The sequence below is a fragment of the Congregibacter litoralis KT71 genome (assembly GCF_000153125.2).
Taxonomy (GTDB): domain Bacteria; phylum Pseudomonadota; class Gammaproteobacteria; order Pseudomonadales; family Halieaceae; genus Congregibacter; species Congregibacter litoralis.
On the sequence record NZ_CM002299.1, the window covers coordinates 3,841,005 to 3,858,037 of the forward strand.

14 protein-coding genes are annotated in these 17,033 nt (G+C 60.1%); 2 read left to right on the top strand and 12 right to left on the bottom strand.

The features are described from left to right. Positions 1-9: 9 nt before the first annotated feature. The 3 genes from greA to carA are packed head-to-tail and all read right to left on the bottom strand — an operon-like array spanning position 10 to position 4,845. Positions 10-486: a transcription elongation factor GreA gene (greA, locus tag KT71_RS17440; RefSeq protein ID WP_008294018.1), complete on the bottom strand. Its 477-nt coding sequence runs from the start codon at positions 484-486 to the stop codon at positions 10-12. Beyond that, positions 486-3,704, bottom strand: coding sequence for a carbamoyl-phosphate synthase large subunit (gene carB, locus KT71_RS17445; protein ID WP_008294017.1), 3,219 nt, complete (start codon positions 3,702-3,704; stop codon positions 486-488). Before carB ends, greA begins: the two co-directional genes overlap by 1 nt. A 4-nt stretch (positions 3,705-3,708) precedes the next feature. Continuing rightward, the gene (gene carA, locus KT71_RS17450) at positions 3,709-4,845 is read right to left on the bottom strand and encodes a glutamine-hydrolyzing carbamoyl-phosphate synthase small subunit (protein ID WP_008294016.1); all 1,137 of its coding nucleotides are present in this window, start codon (positions 4,843-4,845) and stop codon (positions 3,709-3,711) included. A 291-nt stretch (positions 4,846-5,136) separates the two neighbouring features. Here carA and KT71_RS17455 point away from each other — a divergent pair, with 291 nt between their 5' ends. Together KT71_RS17455 and KT71_RS17460 are read left to right on the top strand one after the other, a co-directional pair. Continuing rightward, positions 5,137-5,991: an SDR family NAD(P)-dependent oxidoreductase gene (locus KT71_RS17455; RefSeq protein ID WP_008294015.1), complete on the top strand. Its 855-nt coding sequence runs from the start codon at positions 5,137-5,139 to the stop codon at positions 5,989-5,991. Then, positions 5,988-7,178, top strand: a complete 1,191-nt coding sequence (locus KT71_RS17460) for an MFS transporter (protein ID WP_008294014.1) — start codon at positions 5,988-5,990, stop codon at positions 7,176-7,178. The genes KT71_RS17455 and KT71_RS17460 overlap by 4 nt, the downstream gene beginning before the upstream one ends. On the opposite strand, the gene KT71_RS17465 is transcribed toward KT71_RS17460, so the two are convergent. The 9 genes from KT71_RS17465 to KT71_RS17505 form a co-directional block, all read right to left on the bottom strand. After that, positions 7,175-7,633: an acyl-CoA thioesterase gene (locus KT71_RS17465; RefSeq protein ID WP_008294013.1), complete on the bottom strand. Its 459-nt coding sequence runs from the start codon at positions 7,631-7,633 to the stop codon at positions 7,175-7,177. The genes KT71_RS17460 and KT71_RS17465 overlap by 4 nt on opposite strands. Before the next feature lie 54 nt (positions 7,634-7,687). Further along, positions 7,688-8,842: an iron-containing alcohol dehydrogenase gene (locus KT71_RS17470; protein WP_008294012.1), complete on the bottom strand. Its 1,155-nt coding sequence runs from the start codon at positions 8,840-8,842 to the stop codon at positions 7,688-7,690. Between the two features lie 7 nt (positions 8,843-8,849). Next, the gene (locus KT71_RS17475) at positions 8,850-9,800 is read right to left on the bottom strand and encodes an NADPH:quinone oxidoreductase family protein (RefSeq protein ID WP_008294011.1); all 951 of its coding nucleotides are present in this window, start codon (positions 9,798-9,800) and stop codon (positions 8,850-8,852) included. A 277-nt stretch (positions 9,801-10,077) separates the two neighbouring features. Continuing rightward, positions 10,078-11,256: an acetyl-CoA C-acyltransferase gene (locus tag KT71_RS17480; protein ID WP_040362477.1), complete on the bottom strand. Its 1,179-nt coding sequence runs from the start codon at positions 11,254-11,256 to the stop codon at positions 10,078-10,080. A gap of 97 nt (positions 11,257-11,353) precedes the next feature. Further along, positions 11,354-12,274 (bottom strand): SDR family NAD(P)-dependent oxidoreductase, encoded by a 921-nt coding sequence (locus KT71_RS17485; protein ID WP_008294009.1) that lies wholly within the window; start codon positions 12,272-12,274, stop codon positions 11,354-11,356. A gap of 24 nt (positions 12,275-12,298) precedes the next feature. Next, a complete protein-coding gene (locus KT71_RS17490) occupies positions 12,299-12,760 on the bottom strand; it encodes a MaoC family dehydratase (RefSeq protein ID WP_008294007.1) in 462 nt (153 codons plus the stop codon). A gap of 75 nt (positions 12,761-12,835) precedes the next feature. Then, positions 12,836-14,086, bottom strand: a complete 1,251-nt coding sequence (locus tag KT71_RS17495) for an acyl-CoA dehydrogenase family protein (RefSeq protein WP_008294006.1) — start codon at positions 14,084-14,086, stop codon at positions 12,836-12,838. 58 nt (positions 14,087-14,144) lie between these two features. After that, the gene (locus KT71_RS17500) at positions 14,145-15,845 is read right to left on the bottom strand and encodes a class I adenylate-forming enzyme family protein (protein ID WP_008294005.1); all 1,701 of its coding nucleotides are present in this window, start codon (positions 15,843-15,845) and stop codon (positions 14,145-14,147) included. Positions 15,846-15,886: 41 nt separating this feature from the next. Further along, positions 15,887-17,026, bottom strand: a complete 1,140-nt coding sequence (locus tag KT71_RS17505; protein WP_008294004.1) for an acyl-CoA dehydrogenase family protein — start codon at positions 17,024-17,026, stop codon at positions 15,887-15,889. Between the last annotated feature and the right edge of the window lie 7 nt (positions 17,027-17,033).

The window sequence follows — 17,033 nt, forward strand, 5'->3', positions numbered from 1 at the left end:
AACCTGCCGTTAAATGTGCCGCACCTGATCGATCTCGTATTCCCGATCACCGCCGGGTGCCCGCACCACAACAACGTCACCTTCTTCCTTGCCGATGAGGGCCCGGGCTATCGGTGAGTTCACGGAAATCAGGTTTTGCTTGGCATCTGCTTCATCGTCACCGACGATGCGGTAGGTCACCGTGTCATCGCTCTCCACATTGATCAGATCGACGGTCACACCAAAAATGACTTTGCCCGTGGGCGGGATAGCCGTCACGTCAATCACCTGGGCATGGGATAGCTTGCCCTCAATATCCATGATCCGGCCTTCGGCAAAACTCTGCTGCTCACGAGCAGCATGATATTCAGCGTTTTCCTTGAGATCGCCGTGTTCCCGCGCCTCCGCGATGGCCTGGACAATGCGCGGCCGATCGACCTTCTTTAACTGCTCGAGTTCTTCCCGCAGAGCCTTCTCGCCCTGCGCTGTCATCGGCACCTTACTCATTACTGCATGCTCCTGTGGAGATCCTGGAGACGGCGCACCGTCTTGTCTCCTTCACGCTGCAGGGTCAGGCAAATAGCCTCGGCCGCCGCCAGCGTCGTTGTATAGAAAACCCGGTGCGCCTCTGCACTGGCGCGAATCGGCGCCGAATCCGCGATAGCGCGGCGCCCTTCCGTGGTATTGATAATAATATCGGCTTCGTCGTTTTTGATCATATCGACGATGTGCGGCCGTCCTTCCAGAACTTTCTTGACGCGGCGCACTTCAAGACCCGCAGCCTCCAGCGCATCCGCCGTGCCACCCGTCGCGGCCAGGCTGAAGCCCAGCTCCACCATCTGTCGGGCGAAAATCACCGCCCCGGGCTTATCCACATCCCGCACGCTGATTAACAGCGTGCCGCTGCGGGGTGGAGGATCGCCGGCGGCGAGCTGGGCCTTGGCGTAGGCATCAGCAAAGCTGTCACCGGTGCCCATGACCTCGCCCGTGGACTTCATCTCCGGCCCCAGAATGGGATCGACACCGGGGAATTTGTTAAAGGGCATCACGGCCTCTTTTACGCTGAAAAATGCCGGAACGATCTCTTCGGTAAAGCCCTGGTCTTTGAGACTGACGCCGGCCATGCAGCGCGCGGCCACCTTGGCCAGGGACGTGCCAATGCACTTGGAGACAAAGGGCACGGTTCGCGACGCGCGGGGGTTCACCTCAATCACGTAAACTTGCTCATCCTGCCAGGCCAGCTGGACATTCATCAGGCCCTTGACGCCCAAAGCCAAGGCCATCTGCCGGACCTGCTCGCGCATTTCATCCTGCACGGCCGCGGGAAGACTGTAGGGGGGCAAAGAGCAGGCCGAATCCCCGGAATGCACCCCTGCCTGCTCGATATGCTGCATGATCGCACCGATCACCACCTGTTCGCCGTCGGAGACGGCATCGATATCGACCTCGATGGCGGCACTCAAAAAGCTGTCCAGGAGTACCGGAGATTCATCGCTCACGGACACCGCCTCACGCATATAGCGCAGGAGGTCCTCCTCGCGATAGACAATCTCCATGGCACGACCACCGAGCACGTAGGACGGACGCACCACCAGGGGATAGCCGATGCTCCGCGCCGCCTCTACGGCCTCCTCCACGCTGCGCACCGTGGTGTTTGCCGGCTGCAGGAGATCAAGATCCTGGATCAGATGCTGGAAGCGCTCCCGGTCTTCGGCCCGGTCGATGGCATCCGGCGTGGTGCCGATAATGGGCACGCCCGCCGCTTCCAGGGCACGGGCAAGCTTGAGCGGTGTCTGCCCCCCGAACTGAACGATGACACCCTCGGGCTGTTCCTTGGCGACGATTTCCAGCACGTCTTCCAGCGTGACGGGCTCAAAATACAGACGATCCGAAGTGTCGTAATCTGTGGAGACCGTCTCGGGGTTGCAGTTGATCATGATGGTCTCGTAACCATCTTCACGCATGGCCAGCACCGCATGCACACAGCAATAATCGAACTCGATGCCCTGGCCGATGCGATTGGGCCCGCCGCCGATGACCAGAATCTTGGGCCGGTCGCTGGGCTGGGCCTCGCACTCCTCGTCATAGGTGGAGTACATGTAGGCGGTGCTCGACGCAAATTCTGCAGCACAGGTATCCACCCGCTTGTAGACGGGTCGAATGCCGAGGTTTTGCCGGTGCTCACGCAGGGAGGTTTCGCTGACCCCCAGCAGAGCCGCGAGGCGACGATCCGCAAAGCCTTTGCGCTTGAGACGGTAAAGGTTCTTGGCATCAAGATCCTCAAGGGTACCCGCAGCGATGGCCGCCTCGTCCTTGACGATGTCTTCGATCTGCACGAGATACCAGGGATCCACACCGGAATGACCGTAGACATCCTCCACACTCATCCCCACGCGGAAGGCATCCGCCAGATGCCAGATGCGGTCCGCACCGGGGTTAATGAGTTCACTAATCAGTTCATCCGTGGGCTCCTTGTCGTCGGGTCCCAGGCGGGACTCCAGACCCGAGGCACCTACCTCCAGCCCCCGCAGGGCTTTTTGCAGCGACTCCTGGAAGTTACGCCCAATCGCCATGACCTCACCCACGGACTTCATCTGGGTGGTCAAACGCGCGTCCGCCGCATTGAATTTTTCAAAGGCAAAACGCGGAATCTTCGTCACCACGTAATCGATAGACGGCTCAAAGGATGCCGGTGTGGCGCCGCCAGTGATGTCGTTCTTGAGTTCGTCCAGGGTGTAGCCAACCGCCAGCTTGGCCGCCACCTTGGCAATGGGAAAACCCGTTGCCTTGGAAGCCAGCGCCGAAGAGCGGGAAACCCGCGGGTTCATCTCGATGACCACCATGCGCCCGGTGTCCGGACACATACCGAACTGCACATTGGAGCCCCCGGTCTCTACGCCAATCTCGCGAAGCACGGCGAGGGAGGCGTTCCGCATGATCTGGTATTCCTTGTCCGTCAGCGTCTGCGCCGGTGCCACGGTGATGGAATCACCCGTGTGGACGCCCATGGCGTCAAAGTTCTCGATGGCACAGATGATGATGCAGTTGTCGTTGCGGTCCCGGACCACCTCCATCTCATACTCTTTCCAGCCGATGAGAGACTCGTCGATGAGCAGCTCTGAGGTGGGTGATAGATCCAGTCCGCGGACGCAGATCTCTTCAAACTCCTCCCGGTTGTAGGCGATACCACCACCGGAGCCGCCCATGGTGAACGACGGCCTGATGATGCAGGGGAAACCGATTTTATCGAGCACCGCATGGGCTTCGTCCATGGAACGGGCAAAGGATGCCCGGGGCGTTTCCAACCCAATGCGCTTCATCGCCTGATCAAAGAGCTCGCGGTCCTCGGCCTTGTCGATGGCTTCCTTGGTAGCGCCAATGAGTTCGACGCCGTTGGCTTCCAGCACACCCTCCCGGGCAAGATCCAGCGCGCAGTTCAGGGCCGTCTGGCCCCCCATGGTGGGGAGCAGCGCATCGGGCTTTTCCACCTCGATAATCCGCTGCACCGTCTGCCACTCGATGGGCTCGATGTAGGTGGCATCGGCCATGGACGGATCCGTCATGATCGTCGCCGGATTGGAGTTCACCAGAATGACCCGGTAGCCCTCTTCCCGGAGCGCCTTACAGGCCTGGGCTCCGGAGTAGTCAAACTCGCAGGCCTGACCGATCACGATGGGCCCGGCGCCGATAATCAGAATGCTTTGAATGTCTGTACGCTTTGGCATGAGCTTATCTCGCCTGACGCTGGATCAGGTTGATGAAGTGATCGAAGAGCGCACCGGCTTCATGGGGACCGGGGCTCGCCTCGGGGTGCCCCTGAAAACTGAAAGCAGCCTTGTCCGTGCGCTCAATTCCCTGCAAGGTGCCGTCAAAAAGTGATCGGTGAGTGACGTTGATACACTCGGGCAAATCGCGGTCATCCACGGCAAAGCCATGGTTCTGACTGGTGATCATCACCCTGCCATCAAGAAGATCCTGCACCGGGTGGTTTGCACCGTGGTGACCAAACTTCATCTTCAGGGTTTTACCCCCGCTGGCGAGCGCCAGAAGCTGGTGCCCCAGACAGATACCAAAGAGGGGAATATCTGAGTCCAGAAGCTCACGAATCGCCGCAATGGCGTAATCACAGGGCTCCGGGTCCCCCGGACCATTGGAGAGAAACACACCGTCGGGCTTCAGGGCCAGAACCTCACTGGCGCTGGTCTTGGCCGGCACCACGGTCAAACGGCAGCCGCGATCCGCGAGCATGCGCAGGATATTCCGCTTGACACCAAAATCGTAAGCCACGACATGCCAGGGCATCTCCGGCGCCGCGGGGTCTGCGTGGCCCTCACCCAGCTGCCAGCTACCCGCAGTCCAGCTATAGCTCTCGGCGGTGGTGACCTCCTTTGCCAGATCCAGGCCCTTGAGGCCCCCGAAGTCTTTGGCAAGGGCCCGGGCAGCCTCGACATCAAGGGTGTCCGTCGCCATGAGGCAGCCCCTCTGCGCGCCCTTGTCCCGAAGGATCCGCGTCAGACGCCGCGTGTCGATTTCGGCAATACCCACAACGCCCCGGTCACGAAGATAATCATCCAGCGCCTGGGTATTCCGGAAGTTGCTGGCCAGCAGTGGAAGATCCCGTATCACCAGGCCCGACGCCCAGATGTGGGATGACTCCTCATCCTCCGCGTTCGTGCCCGTGTTACCGATGTGCGGGTAGGTGAGAGTGACGATCTGACGGGCGTAGGAGGGATCCGTGAGGATTTCCTGGTAGCCGGTCATGGCCGTATTGAACACCACTTCGCCAACGGAGGTGGCTGCGGCACCGATGGAGGTGCCGTGGAATACGCTGCCGTCTTCAAGAACGAGAATAGCCGGACGGGTCAATCGTACCTCCAGGGGCGCCGGCGTTGCGCTCGCAGGCTCAAAAAAAAGCGAGATGAGTGGCTCTCATCTCGCTTTTCTTGGCTTGTCTGTCTTGGCCCATCAACGTGCGTTAATGCCGGCAGCTCAAAATTTTATGGGATTAAAGTTTCGCGTCGGAAGCGAGGTCCAGGCGCGGGAACGCAGTGTACGAAATCACCTGTTTTCTGTCCATAAGGATCACCCACAAACTGAATAGTCTTTGAAGTCCGGGCGCCTGCCCATGATGCCCCCTGCGCGGGTTAAACTCACACCATGAACTATTTCACAGAGAAACACGCCGCGATCACCGGCGCTGGCTCGGGCATTGGTCGGGCTTTGGCGCAGGCACTCAATGCCGCAGGGTGCCACCTGCATCTCTCCGACGTGGACGACGCCGGGCTTCAGGCAACGGTGGCCAGCTTCACCAACCCGAACGCCGGCACTCACTGCACCGTGGTGGATGTGGCGGACGCAGGCGCGGTGGAACGCTGGGCCGCCGCTGTTACGGCGATCACGCCGCAGCTTCATCTGCTGGTCAACAACGCCGGCGTGGATCTGATGGCCAGCGTTGCCGAGACCAGTCTCGAGGACTTTCACTGGCTCATGAACATTAATTTCTGGGGAGTCGTGCACGGGTCCCAGGCCTTCCTTCCCGCGTTGGAGAAGGCTGAGCGAAGTCATCTCGTGAACATCTCATCCGTGTTCGGGCTCATAGCCGTGCCCAATCAATCGGCCTATAACGCGGCGAAGTTTGCCGTGCGTGGCTTCAGCGAATCGCTGCGCCAGGAGCTGGATCTCGCCGGCAGCCCTGTAAAACTCTGCTGCGTGCACCCCGGCGGTATCGACACCAATATTGCCCGGCGCGCCCGTAACGTGGATCCCAACGCCACCGCGGAGTCCCAGCAGGCCCTATTCGCCCCTCACGTGCGCACCAGCGCCACGGAAGCCGCCCAAAAAATCCTTCGCGCGGCAGAAAAGGGGCAGCGACGCCTGCTTATCGGCAGCGATGCCCGAGTCATCGACTGGATTGTGCGCCTTTTTCCCACCGCCTACGCCCGCCTTTTTCGTGACAAGACAAACAGCGCCCTGGCAGAGGCTCATTCCACCGAGCCGCCTCACGCACCATGAGCGAAACCCTGACCCGACGGCAGTTGCTGGTACTTATTGCCGCGCTGATGGCGACGGGTATCGGCCAGTCCCTGGTGTTTGCGATTCTGGCGCCCCTGGGTCGCGAGGTCGATCTGGCCGAGGTACAGATCACGTCGATTATCGCCCTATCCGCCCTGGTGTTTGCCGTCGCGTCACCCTACTGGGGTCGGCTCTCAGACAGGATCGGCCGCAAACCGGTGATTCTCATCGGTCTTATCGGGTACACCGTGGGCACCCTGCTATTCACCTCCGTATTCATGGCAGGGCTGACGGGGGTGCTTTCGGGGCTGACCTTGTACGGCGTGGCGCTTCTCGCGCGGTGCAGCCAGTCCATGGTGATGTCCGCCACCAGCCCTTCAACCACCGCCTACGCCGCAGACAGTACCAGCACGCGCCAGCGCACGGCTGCCATGGCCAAACTGGGTACGGCCAATAGCCTGGGGATGATTCTCGGCCCCGCGGTCAGCGGTGCCCTGGCAACCCTGGGATTGCTCGCCCCCCTGTACTTCGCCGGCGCTCTCGCCGCTGCCGCAGCCCTGTTAGTGTGGCGGGCCTTACCCGCCATTCCTACGCCGCAGCGCCTGAGCCATGACCGCCCGCGCCGGATGAAGTTTCTGGATCCACGCATACGGCGCTTTGCGCTCACAGCCATCGCGCTTTTTACGGGATTTTCGGCCATTCAGCAGACTCTCGGGTTCCAGCTACAGGATCAGCTGTCTTTAAGCGGCGTAAAAACCGCGCAGTACACCGGCGCAGCCCTGATGGTTTCGGCGGTTTTCACCTTTGTGGTTCAGGTGACGGTGATGCAACGACTCAAACTGCCACCTCACATTTTTGTCCGCACGGGACTGGGATTCATGGCCCTCGGGTCCCTGCTGATCGCAGGTTTCGCGAATTTCACGATGCTTGCAGGGGGAATGGCTCTCCTGGGGACGGGTCTCGGCCTGAGCATGCCGGCGATTACCGCAGGAGCATCCATCGCCGTGAGCTCTGAAGAACAAGGCGGTGCCGCCGGAGTTATATCCGCCTGCCCCGCCGTGGGTTTTGTGAGCGGCCCGGTGATAGGCGGCTTGCTCTATCCCCTGGCGCCTTTTTTTCCGGCGCTTTTCTCGGCGCTGGTGTTCAGCGCCACGGTTGCCTTTTTATACGCCACAGCCAAACGCTAGCTGTCCCCGGCGGTCGCAGATACCGTGGCAATGGCGAGGAGGGCCTCCCGCAAGCGCGGGGGGATGGGTACGGGTTTACTGCTCCCGCGATCAACAAACACATGGGTAAATGTGCCGTTGGCGCAGGCCTGATCATCCCCTTCCCGAAATATCCCGATACCGTATTGCACGGAACTGTTACCCAGCCGGTCCACGCGTAAAGCACCCTCCAAAGGCTCCGGATAGGCAACGGGGCTGTAGTAATCGCAACCGGAATTCACTACCAGGCCAACGGTTTCGCCATGGTGAATATCCAGACCGCCCTTATCGATAAGATAGCGATTGGCCACGGAATCAAAGTAGCTGTAGTAAATAACGTTGTTCACGTGACCGTAGATATCGTTATCGGACCAACGAGTGGTGATCGCGGTGAACCAGGAATAGTCCTTCCGCGCGGGTGCCTGGGCTCGGGCCATGACGCTACCTTCTGTTTGCTGACACGGTGACCTTAATGGGCCGCAGTCTCGCCGTCAAAACGCAGCGCGGTAGATGGCCAGGGCGTCCTCGTAGGCAACATCCCGGGGATTATTGACTAGCAGCCGCTGCTGGAGCATGGCATCGGTGGCCAGGGTTTCCAGGCTGTCTTCACCGACGCCTGCGGCGCTCAGGGTCGCAGGCAGGCCCAGGTCAGAAATCAGGGTCTCAATGGCTCCGATCAGTGCCTCTGCCCGCGCTTCTTCACTTCCGGACACCGGGCTACCCACTACCAGTTCCGCAAGCTCCGCATAGTGGGCTGCCGCCGCAGGAAGATTAAAGCGCAGCACCGCGGGAAGCACGAGGGAGTTGCTCAGGCCATGGGGAATATGAAAATGACCACCCAGGGGATAGGCGAGCGCATGGACCGCGGCCACCGGCGCATTGGCAAAGGCCTGCCCCGCCTGCATAGCGCCCAGGAGCATGGCCCCGCGGGCATCGCGCTGCCGACCATCGTGAACAGCCGTGCGTACATTGCGCGCGAGGAGCACCAGCGCACTGCAGGCCAGGTTGTCGGAAACGGGGTTCTTTTTGATTTTTGAGGTGTATGCCTCGATGGCATGGACCATGGCATCGACGCCGGTCATGGCCGTGATTTTAGCCGGCAATCCCAGGGTGAGGTCCGCATCGAGGACAGCAATATCAGGCAGCAGGGTTGCGGAGCTCACGCCGGCTTTTGTGGTCTCGCCTGTGGTGATCACCGCTACCGGTGTCACCTCCGAGCCGGTACCGGCGGTGGTGGGAACCAGGATCAGGGGCAGACGCCCGCCCTTCACCTGATCTACCCCATACATATCGCCCAGCGCCTGATCGCCGCAGAGGAGCGCCGCCGCCACCTTCGCCACATCCATGGAACTGCCGCCGCCCACCGCTATGACACCATCGACCCCGGCTTCGCGGCCTGCCTCCGCCGCCGCGAGGACCACCGACTCCGGAGGATCCTCACTCACTTTGGCAAAGAGGCTGACCGTAACACCAGCCTCGCTCAGGGCATCCTGCACGGGTCCGATGAGGCCAATGGACACCAGCCCGGGATCTGTCACCAGGAGCAGCTTCTTCACCCCCAGATCAAGACAGTGCTCTGCCAGTTTGAGCGCCTCGCCACTACCACTGACAATTCGGGCGACGGTGTTAAAGGTAAACGGCTGCATGGCGGCCTTACTCCATGGTCAGAATGACCTTACCGCGAGCAAGCCGCCCGGTCATTACGTCATAGGCTTGCTCGTAATCTTCCAGGGCGAACACATCGTTAATCGCGGGCTTGAGTTTACCCTCGGCAAACAGGCCCCAGAGCTCCTTGATGTTCTGCAGGTGTACAGCGGGCTCTTCTGCGATAAAGCGGCCCCAGAATACCCCGACAATAGAACAACCTTTGAGCAGCGCAAGGTTGAGGGGGATTTCCGGAATGGGTCCGCTGGCAAAGCCAATCACCAGGTAACGACCATTCCAGGCCATGCCGCGCAACGCGGGCTCGGCATAGTCGCCGCCCACAGGGTCGTAGACCACATCCACACCCTTACCACCGGTGAGTTCCTTCACGGCGGCTTTGAGATCCTGTTCGCTGTAGTTGATGGTCTCGTCAGCGCCTAAGTCGCGACACATGGCGAGCTTCTCTTCTGAACTGGCGGCGGCAATCACTTTGGCGCCCATGAGCTTACCCAACTCGACGGCCGTGGAACCCACCCCACCGGCGGCACCGAGCACCAGCAAAGTCTCACCCTCTTTCAGATCCGCACGCTGCTTGAGCGCGTGATAGGAAGTGAAATACGTCATGGCAACACCGGCGGCCTGCGTGAAATCCAGACCCTCGGGCATGGGCATCACCGCATTGTGATCCACGGCGATCTGATCCCTGAAGCAACCGCTACCGGTCATGGCGATGACTTTATCGCCCACCTTATAGCGCTCAACGCCCTCGCCCACGGACAGCACCACACCGGCGCACTCACCACCGGGGGAAAAGGGCATATCGGGCTGAAACTGGTATTTGCCCTGAATGATCAACACATCCGGAAAGTTCAGCCCCGCAGCCTTGACATCAATCACGACCTGACCCGCCTCCGCAGTGGGCTCCGGGTGATCAGTGGCAAGCTGCAGTTTGTCCGCCATGCCATGTTCTGTACAAAGTAATGCGCGCATTATGCTGTCCCTATCTTATGACTAACTATGAATACCGTGTCTTCGAAACGTCTCGCGTGAGCGCCGCGGGTGCAGCGCACGGGAATGGTGTGAGCGGGACGCTAAAAGACGTCATCCATGACAGGCTCGGCACGCGCCATCCATGGCGCGTGACGCCCGCTCTCACCACTCCCGCACACTGCACCCCCGACGCTCATCCTGCACGAGGAGCAACGGCGCCAGGTGCTAACAGATACAGTGCTGATGGTTACAGTACTTCGAAAAGTCCCGCCGCTCCCATACCACCGCCGACACACATGGTGATCACCACGTACTTCACACCGCGGCGCTTGCCCTCGATAAGGGCGTGACCAATCATGCGCGAGCCGCTCATACCGTAGGGATGTCCGATGGCGATGGCACCGCCGCTGACATTGAGCTTGTCGTTGTCAATGCCCAGGGTGTCGCGGCAATGGAGCACCTGCACCGCAAAGGCCTCGTTGAGTTCCCACAGACCAATGTCGTCCACGCTAAGTCCGTGCTGCTTGAGCAGCTTGGGCACGGCGTAGATAGGGCCAATACCCATTTCGTCTGGCTCGAGTCCCGCGACGGCAATACCACGATAAAGACCAAGAGGTTCCAGTCCCCGCTGCTCTGCAAGCTTGGCGTCCATCACCACCTGGGCAGAAGCGCCGTCTGACAGCTGGGAGGCATTACCCGCCGTTATGGTGCCGCCGTCGATGACGGTTTTCAGGCCTGCGAGCGCTTCGGGAGTTGTCGCCCGAATACCCTCGTCACGACTGACGGTGGCTTCCGCTTCAGACTGCTCACCGGTCTCCTTGTTCCAGACAATGCGCTTGCAGGTCACGGGTGTGAGCTCTGCATCATAGCGACCCTGTTCGTAGGCTTCGGCCACGCGCTGCTGGGACTGCAAACCATACTCGTCCATCGCGTCCCGGCTGATGCCGTAGCGCTTGGCGACGACCTCAGCGGTCTGGAGCATGGGCATGTAGATATCCGGATGCATGGCCACAAGTTCTTCGTCCGCCGCGCGGTGAAGATTCATGTGCTCGTTCTGTACCAGGGAGATGGAGTCGAGACCGCCACCCACAACGACGTTCATGCCGTCATACATCACCTGCTTGGCAGCAGTGGCCACGGCCATCAAACCCGAGGAACACTGGCGATCAATGGTCATACCCGAAACGGTAACCGGCAGACCGGCTCGCAGGGCAATCTGGCGGGCGACATTCTGACCGCCGGTGCCCTGCTGCAGGGCGGCACCCATCACAACATCATCGATTTCTCCAAGTTCTACACCGGCGCGGCGCACGGCTTCGCTCACCGCCGCGGCACCCATGGTCGGCGCGGGCAGGTTATTGAATCCGCCGCGGTAAGCCTTGGCGATCGGTGTGCGTGCTGTCGATACAATGACTGCTTCTTTCATTTTGGTCTCCTGGGGCGGCAAAGCCTTGCCACCCATCAATGCCTGTTGCGCTTAAAAAATGTCCGTTACTCTCCAACAAAAGGAAGAGCGCGATAAGTTATTCGAGGGAAATACCCAAGCCAGCGGCCGCCTGAGTGAGCATCTTGCCCGTCTGTTCAAAGCCGCCTACCAGAGCACGCTCACCTTCGGGCGAGGTAATTGTGTCCCAGTGCGCAGCAATCCCTTCGGGCGTCTGCTCCTCGGGCTTCAACCAGCAACCCTCGGTCTCAACAATCTTGGCAACGGCGAAAGAACCCGCCCCCGCGCAGAGAATCGTTCGGTTCGGGCTGTCTTCACTGGCCAGATAGAGCACCGCCGGCGTGACCGTCTCCGGGGTCAACAGCTCAAACATTTTCTCCGGCATGAGGCCTTCGGTCATGCGCGTTCCCGCCGTCGGCGCCAAAGCGTTAACCCGGATGTTGTACTTCGCGCCCTCCTGCACCAGGGTATTCATCATGCCGATGACGCCCAGCTTCGCAGAGCCATAATTGGTCTGACCAAAGTTACCGTAGAGGCCCGACGAGGAGGTAGTTACCACCACGCGGCCGTACTCCTGCTCCTTCATGATTTCCCAGCAGGCCCGGGTGCAATACACCGTGCCCATGAGGTGAACATTCAACACCAGCTGAAAGTCCTCCATGGAGCCTTTGAGGAAGCTTTTGTCGCGCAAAATACCCGCGTTATTCACGAGAATATCAACGCGGCCCCACTTCTCCATGGCTGCGGCCACCATCGCCTCTACTTCCGCGTAGTTGGCAACGTTGGCGCCGTTCGCCATAGCCTCACCACCGGCGGCTTCGATCTCGGCTACCACCGCCATGGCCGCTTCGGACGATGACCCCGTACCATCTTTGGAGCCACCGAGGTCGTTAACGACCACCTTGGCGCCACGCTTTGCAAGCTCTATGGCGTGGCTGCGTCCCAATCCCTGACCAGCGCCGGTAACGATAGCTACCCGATCGTCATAACGAATCGTCATTCTTCAATACTCCTTTTTCAGGTTTCAGCCGCAAACAATCATCGCGAGGGATTCAGCAACAAGGGCGGGCGTTTCCACATCTTCGATCTCCACGGTTACCGAGGAGGTGAGGAGAAAACGGTTGTCATCTTTCTGCTCTACATTAATCAGTTCATTGTGAGCGCGGATGCGCTTGCCGGCGCGCACCGGGTGCAAAAACCGCACTTTGTTAAGTCCGTAGTTGATACCCATTACCACGTTCTCCGGAACCACGCCCGTACCCTCGCTCAGCTTGGGCAGCATAGACAGGGACAAAAAGCCGTGGGCGATGGTGCCGCCGAAGGGTGTTTGCGCAGCCCTCTCTTCGTCGATGTGAATAAACTGATGATCTTCCGTGCAGTCCGCAAACGTGTTGATGCGATCCTGATCCATGGTGACCCAGTCGCTGCTTGATTTCGTGCCTACCTGGTCCGCCAGCTGCTCTTTTGGAACGACCTTAACGCCCATGTGTACTCCCCTTTACGCTGTGTATTTCGTTGTCATTGGGCGACAGCTGCGGTCGCCGGTTTTGTGCCTGTCCTATCAACCATCTCTGAAGGTGGCGTTAACAGGCTCCTGATCCATGTACTTTTTGAATTCGTGACGCCCTACAACCATGCGGTGCACTGCATCCGGCCCATCGGCGAGGCGCAGGGTACGCTGTCCCATGTACATGGTCGCCAGGGGCGTGTCCTGAGACACACCCAGGCCGCCAAACATCTGAATCGCTTCGTCGATCACCTTCAGGGTGACATTGGGCACAGCGGTCTTGATCATGGAAATCCAGACCCGCGCTTCCTTGGGATCAACGTTATCCATCATCCAGGCGGTTTTCAGCGTCAGCAGACGCGCCTGCTCGATGTCCATGCGCGCATTGGCCACGATGTCGATGTTGCCCCCGAGGCGGGCGAGAGGCTTACCAAAGGCCACGCGCGTAGTCGCGCGCTGACACATGAGTTCCAGCGCCCGCTCGGCAGCACCCAGGGCGCGCATGCAGTGGTGGATACGACCCGGCCCGAGACGGCCCTGGGAAATCTCGAATCCACGGCCCGGTCCGAGGATGACGTTGTCCTTGGGCACGCGGACATTGTTAAACGACAGCTGCATATGCCCGTGGGGCGCATCATCCATGGAGAACACCTGCATGGGTCGAATGATCTCAACGCCGGGGGTGTTCATAGGCACCAGAATCTGGGACTGCTGTTTATGCTTGGCAGCCTCGGGATCCGTCTTCACCATAACGATCATGATTTTGCATCGGGGGTCACCGGCACCGGAAATCCAGTGCTTCTCACCGTTGATGACCCACTCATCGCCTTCCAGCACCGCGCTGGTGGAGATATTGGTGGCGTCGGAGCTGGCCACCCCGGGCTCCGTCATGGCATAGGCGCTGCGAATCTCGCCATTGAGCAGGGGTTCGAGCCACTGGGCTTTCTGAGCCTCGCTGCCGTACTTGGTGAGTACCTCCATGTTGCCGGTATCTGGTGCCGCGCAGTTAAAGGATTCTGCGGCCAAATGGGACCGACCCATCTGCTCGGCCAGATAGGCATACTCCACCGTGGTTAAGCCACTGGCCTGCTCCCCTTCCGTGAGAAAGAAGTTCCACAAACCCTGCTCACGGGCTTTGGCCTTGAGGGTCTCGATGATTTCCGTCTGGCGCTCGGTAAACTCCCAGCGGTCACCGGTAGCAATTTCCGCGGCGTACTCTTTTTCTACGGGCACCACTTCATCGTCAATGAAGGCCGTGACGCGCGCCAGCAACGGTGCGACTTTTTCCGATATTCCTAGGTCCATGACCCGATCTCCTTGCGTGCATGCCCGGCTTCACCGCCGGACAATAAAAATAAAACCCTCAGGCAGCCGCCAGTGTTTCGCTCAGCTCGGCCTTGAGTTGTCGTTTGAAAATCTTGCCCGTGGCAATACGGGGGAGCGCCTCATCGTGAAAACGCACATGCGCCGGAATCTTGAACCCGGCAATGTGCTCCCGCAAAAATTCCTGCAGCCCTTCGGTAGTCAGGGTCTCTCCCTCGCGAAGCACCACGCTGGCCGCCACGGCCTCGCCCAAACGCTCGTCGGGAACGCCATAAACAGCGGCCTCGAGAATCGCGGGGTGTTGATAGATGCCCGCTTCCACTTCGATGCAGCTGATGTTCTCACCACCGCGGATAATGATTTCTTTGATGCGATCGACGATGAACAAAAAGCCGTCCTCGTCCATGTAACCCACATCGCCCGTATGAAACCAACCGTCGCGGAAAGCTTCGGCGGTGGCCTCGGGCTTGTTCCAGTAACCCAGACAGTTAGCGGGGGAATGAATACACACCTCGCCCCGCTCTCCCGCCGGCAGGGGCTGATCGTTCTCATCGAGGATCGCGATATCGGTCACCGCGGGCACCACCCGACCCGCGCTCCCCGGCCGGGCGCGGTACACGGCGCCCGTGTTGATGGTCCCCAGGGCATTGGTCTCCGTAAGCCCGTAACCGATCCCCGCTGAAGAGTGCTTAAAGGTCTTTGCAAGCTTCTCGACCTGTGCCGGCGGTCTGGCGGCGCCACCGCCGTAGATTTCGGCGAGGGAGGACAGGTCGCGGTCGGACTCTGCCGCCGCTGCCTGAAGCTCCGCAGACATGGTGGGCACACCGGTAAACCAGGTGATGCGCTCCTCTTCAATAATCCGCAGGGCTTCCTGTACGTCCCACTTGTGCATGATCACCAGCTTGCGGCCCACTATCAGCGACAGCAAAAAGGCCGTGTGACTGCCGGTGCAGTGAAACAGCGGTATGGTCAGCAAGCCCGACGGAGGGAACTTCGCCGGCTCCTTTTTACCCGCCGCCTGCTTGTCCGAGGTGCCCAGAAGCATCCAGCTGTACAGCGCCGACAACATGCCTCGATGGGACGACAGGGCGCCCTTGGGGTGCCCCGTGGAACCTGAGGTGTACATAATCGTGGCGTAGTCGTCCGGCGCGACGTCAACAACCGGCATCTCCGCACCCTGGTGGGCACCGACAAGATCCCGAAAATTCCTGAAGCTCAGATCCAAACCGCTGCAATCATCGACGGCGATAAGCGCCAACTGCAGCTCCGCCTGCAAGGGCACCAGACGCTCCAGTCGCTGACGGTCCGCAATCACCACTTTGGCACCGCAGTCTTTCAGGCCATAGTCCAGCTCTTCCGTCGTCCACCAGGCGTTCATGGGTACGGCAACCGCACCAATTGACAGGGTGGCAATAAAACCCAGCATCCACTGGGGATTATTGCGGCTGAGGATCGCCACACGGTCACCGGGCTGCACCCCGTAATCATCGATAAGCGATCGCGCCAGCGCCGAGGCCTGGGCGTAGCTCTCCCCAAAGGTGAGACGCTCGTCGCGGTAGACCGCGAACTCCTTGTCCGCGTGATTCAGCATGAACCGGAAGTAATCGCCCATGTTCCCGGGCGCCTTGGCGAAGCTTCGATACTCCGCACCGTCGATGGTGACGGTCTCCAGGGCAAAGGGCGCGCCGTCTTCGGTCAGCTTGGCGACCACGGCGTCGATTTTCTGCAGTTCTTCACTCATCGTTTTTATAGTTTCCTGTGCTTGCGGGCCTCATCAGTTCATCAGTATCCACCGATACGGGCAAAGCGATCCAGGTGATAGTAGTAGTCCCCCATGAGATGCTCCAGAACCCGCGCACGCTTGAGATATAAACCGATATCGTATTCATCGGTCATACCCACGCCGCCGTGCATCTGTACACCCTCATTGCTGGCCAGTCGTGCTACTTCGCTGAGCTTGGCCTTGGCGGCACTGGCGTAGCGCGACAGACCCTGGTCATCACTGTCGATGGCCTGCAGTGCCTTGAGCACGATGGAGCGCGCCAGTTCCAACTCCGCGAACAAGTGTGCGGCGCGGTGCTGCAGGCCCTGAAAGGATCCAATGACCTGACCGAACTGCTTCCGCTCGCGGATATAGTCCATCGTGCGCTCAAAGGCTTCGAGGGACAGGCCCAGCAACTGCGCCGAGAAGCCGATGGCGGCGATATCCAGCGTTCGCTCAAGCGCCGGCCAGGCGTCGCCTTCGCTGCCCATGAGGGCATCCGCCGGGACGCGCACCGCGTTGAGGGACAGCGCACCACACTGCCGGCTGTCGACCATATCGCAGGGCGTAATGCTCAATCCCGCCGCATCTGCCGGTATAAGGAAGGCGCTGAGCCCACGGGTCTCACCGGCAACACCACCACTGCGGGCAATCAGTACAAAAGCATCCGCGCTAACGGCGTCCAACACCATGCGTTTTTCGCCGGAAATGACAAAGGCGTCCCCGTCGCGGGTCGCCGATGCGGTCACGCCCACAGGATCAAAGGCACCGGACTCCTGAAGCGCCAGGCTCACCTGCTTTTCGCCCGCCGCAATGGCCGCGAGCCAGTGTGTTTTCTGCTCTTCCGTGCCCAGGCAATTGATCGCCGTGGCGCCCACGAGCACGCTGGCCTCGAGCGGCGAAGCGCTGAGATGACGACCTGCCTGCTCTAACACCACGCCCAGACCGGTGTAGCCATAGCCCAGACCGCCATAGGCTTCGGGGATAGCGATGCCCGCCCAACCCATGTCGACCATCTCTTTCCACACGGCAGGTTCAAAAGCCAGTTCATCGCCAGAATCCCGGAGCTTGCGAAGATGTCCTACGGTCGCTTTGCTGGCTAAAAAGCCTGCTGCAGACTCCTTGAGCATCTGCTGTTCTTCATTCAGTACTAAAGTCATGACAGAT

Excerpts from the sequence above, each read along its gene's own strand:
- greA (WP_008294018.1), bottom strand. The coding sequence starts at position 486 with ATGAGTAAGGTGCCGATGACAGCGCAGGGCGAGAAGGCTCTGCGGGAA.
- carB (WP_008294017.1), bottom strand. The coding sequence starts at position 3,704 with ATGCCAAAGCGTACAGACATTCAAAGCATTCTGATTATCGGCGCCGGG.
- KT71_RS17455 (WP_008294015.1), top strand. The coding sequence starts at position 5,137 with ATGAACTATTTCACAGAGAAACACGCCGCGATCACCGGCGCTGGCTCG.
- KT71_RS17460 (WP_008294014.1), top strand. The coding sequence starts at position 5,988 with ATGAGCGAAACCCTGACCCGACGGCAGTTGCTGGTACTTATTGCCGCG.
- KT71_RS17465 (WP_008294013.1), bottom strand. The coding sequence starts at position 7,633 with ATGGCCCGAGCCCAGGCACCCGCGCGGAAGGACTATTCCTGGTTCACC.
- KT71_RS17470 (WP_008294012.1), bottom strand. The coding sequence starts at position 8,842 with ATGCAGCCGTTTACCTTTAACACCGTCGCCCGAATTGTCAGTGGTAGT.
- KT71_RS17475 (WP_008294011.1), bottom strand. The coding sequence starts at position 9,800 with ATGGCGGACAAACTGCAGCTTGCCACTGATCACCCGGAGCCCACTGCG.
- KT71_RS17480 (WP_040362477.1), bottom strand. The coding sequence starts at position 11,256 with ATGAAAGAAGCAGTCATTGTATCGACAGCACGCACACCGATCGCCAAG.
- KT71_RS17485 (WP_008294009.1), bottom strand. The coding sequence starts at position 12,274 with ATGACGATTCGTTATGACGATCGGGTAGCTATCGTTACCGGCGCTGGT.
- KT71_RS17490 (WP_008294007.1), bottom strand. The coding sequence starts at position 12,760 with ATGGGCGTTAAGGTCGTTCCAAAAGAGCAGCTGGCGGACCAGGTAGGC.
- KT71_RS17495 (WP_008294006.1), bottom strand. The coding sequence starts at position 14,086 with ATGGACCTAGGAATATCGGAAAAAGTCGCACCGTTGCTGGCGCGCGTC.
- KT71_RS17500 (WP_008294005.1), bottom strand. The coding sequence starts at position 15,845 with ATGAGTGAAGAACTGCAGAAAATCGACGCCGTGGTCGCCAAGCTGACC.
- KT71_RS17505 (WP_008294004.1), bottom strand. The coding sequence starts at position 17,026 with ATGACTTTAGTACTGAATGAAGAACAGCAGATGCTCAAGGAGTCTGCA.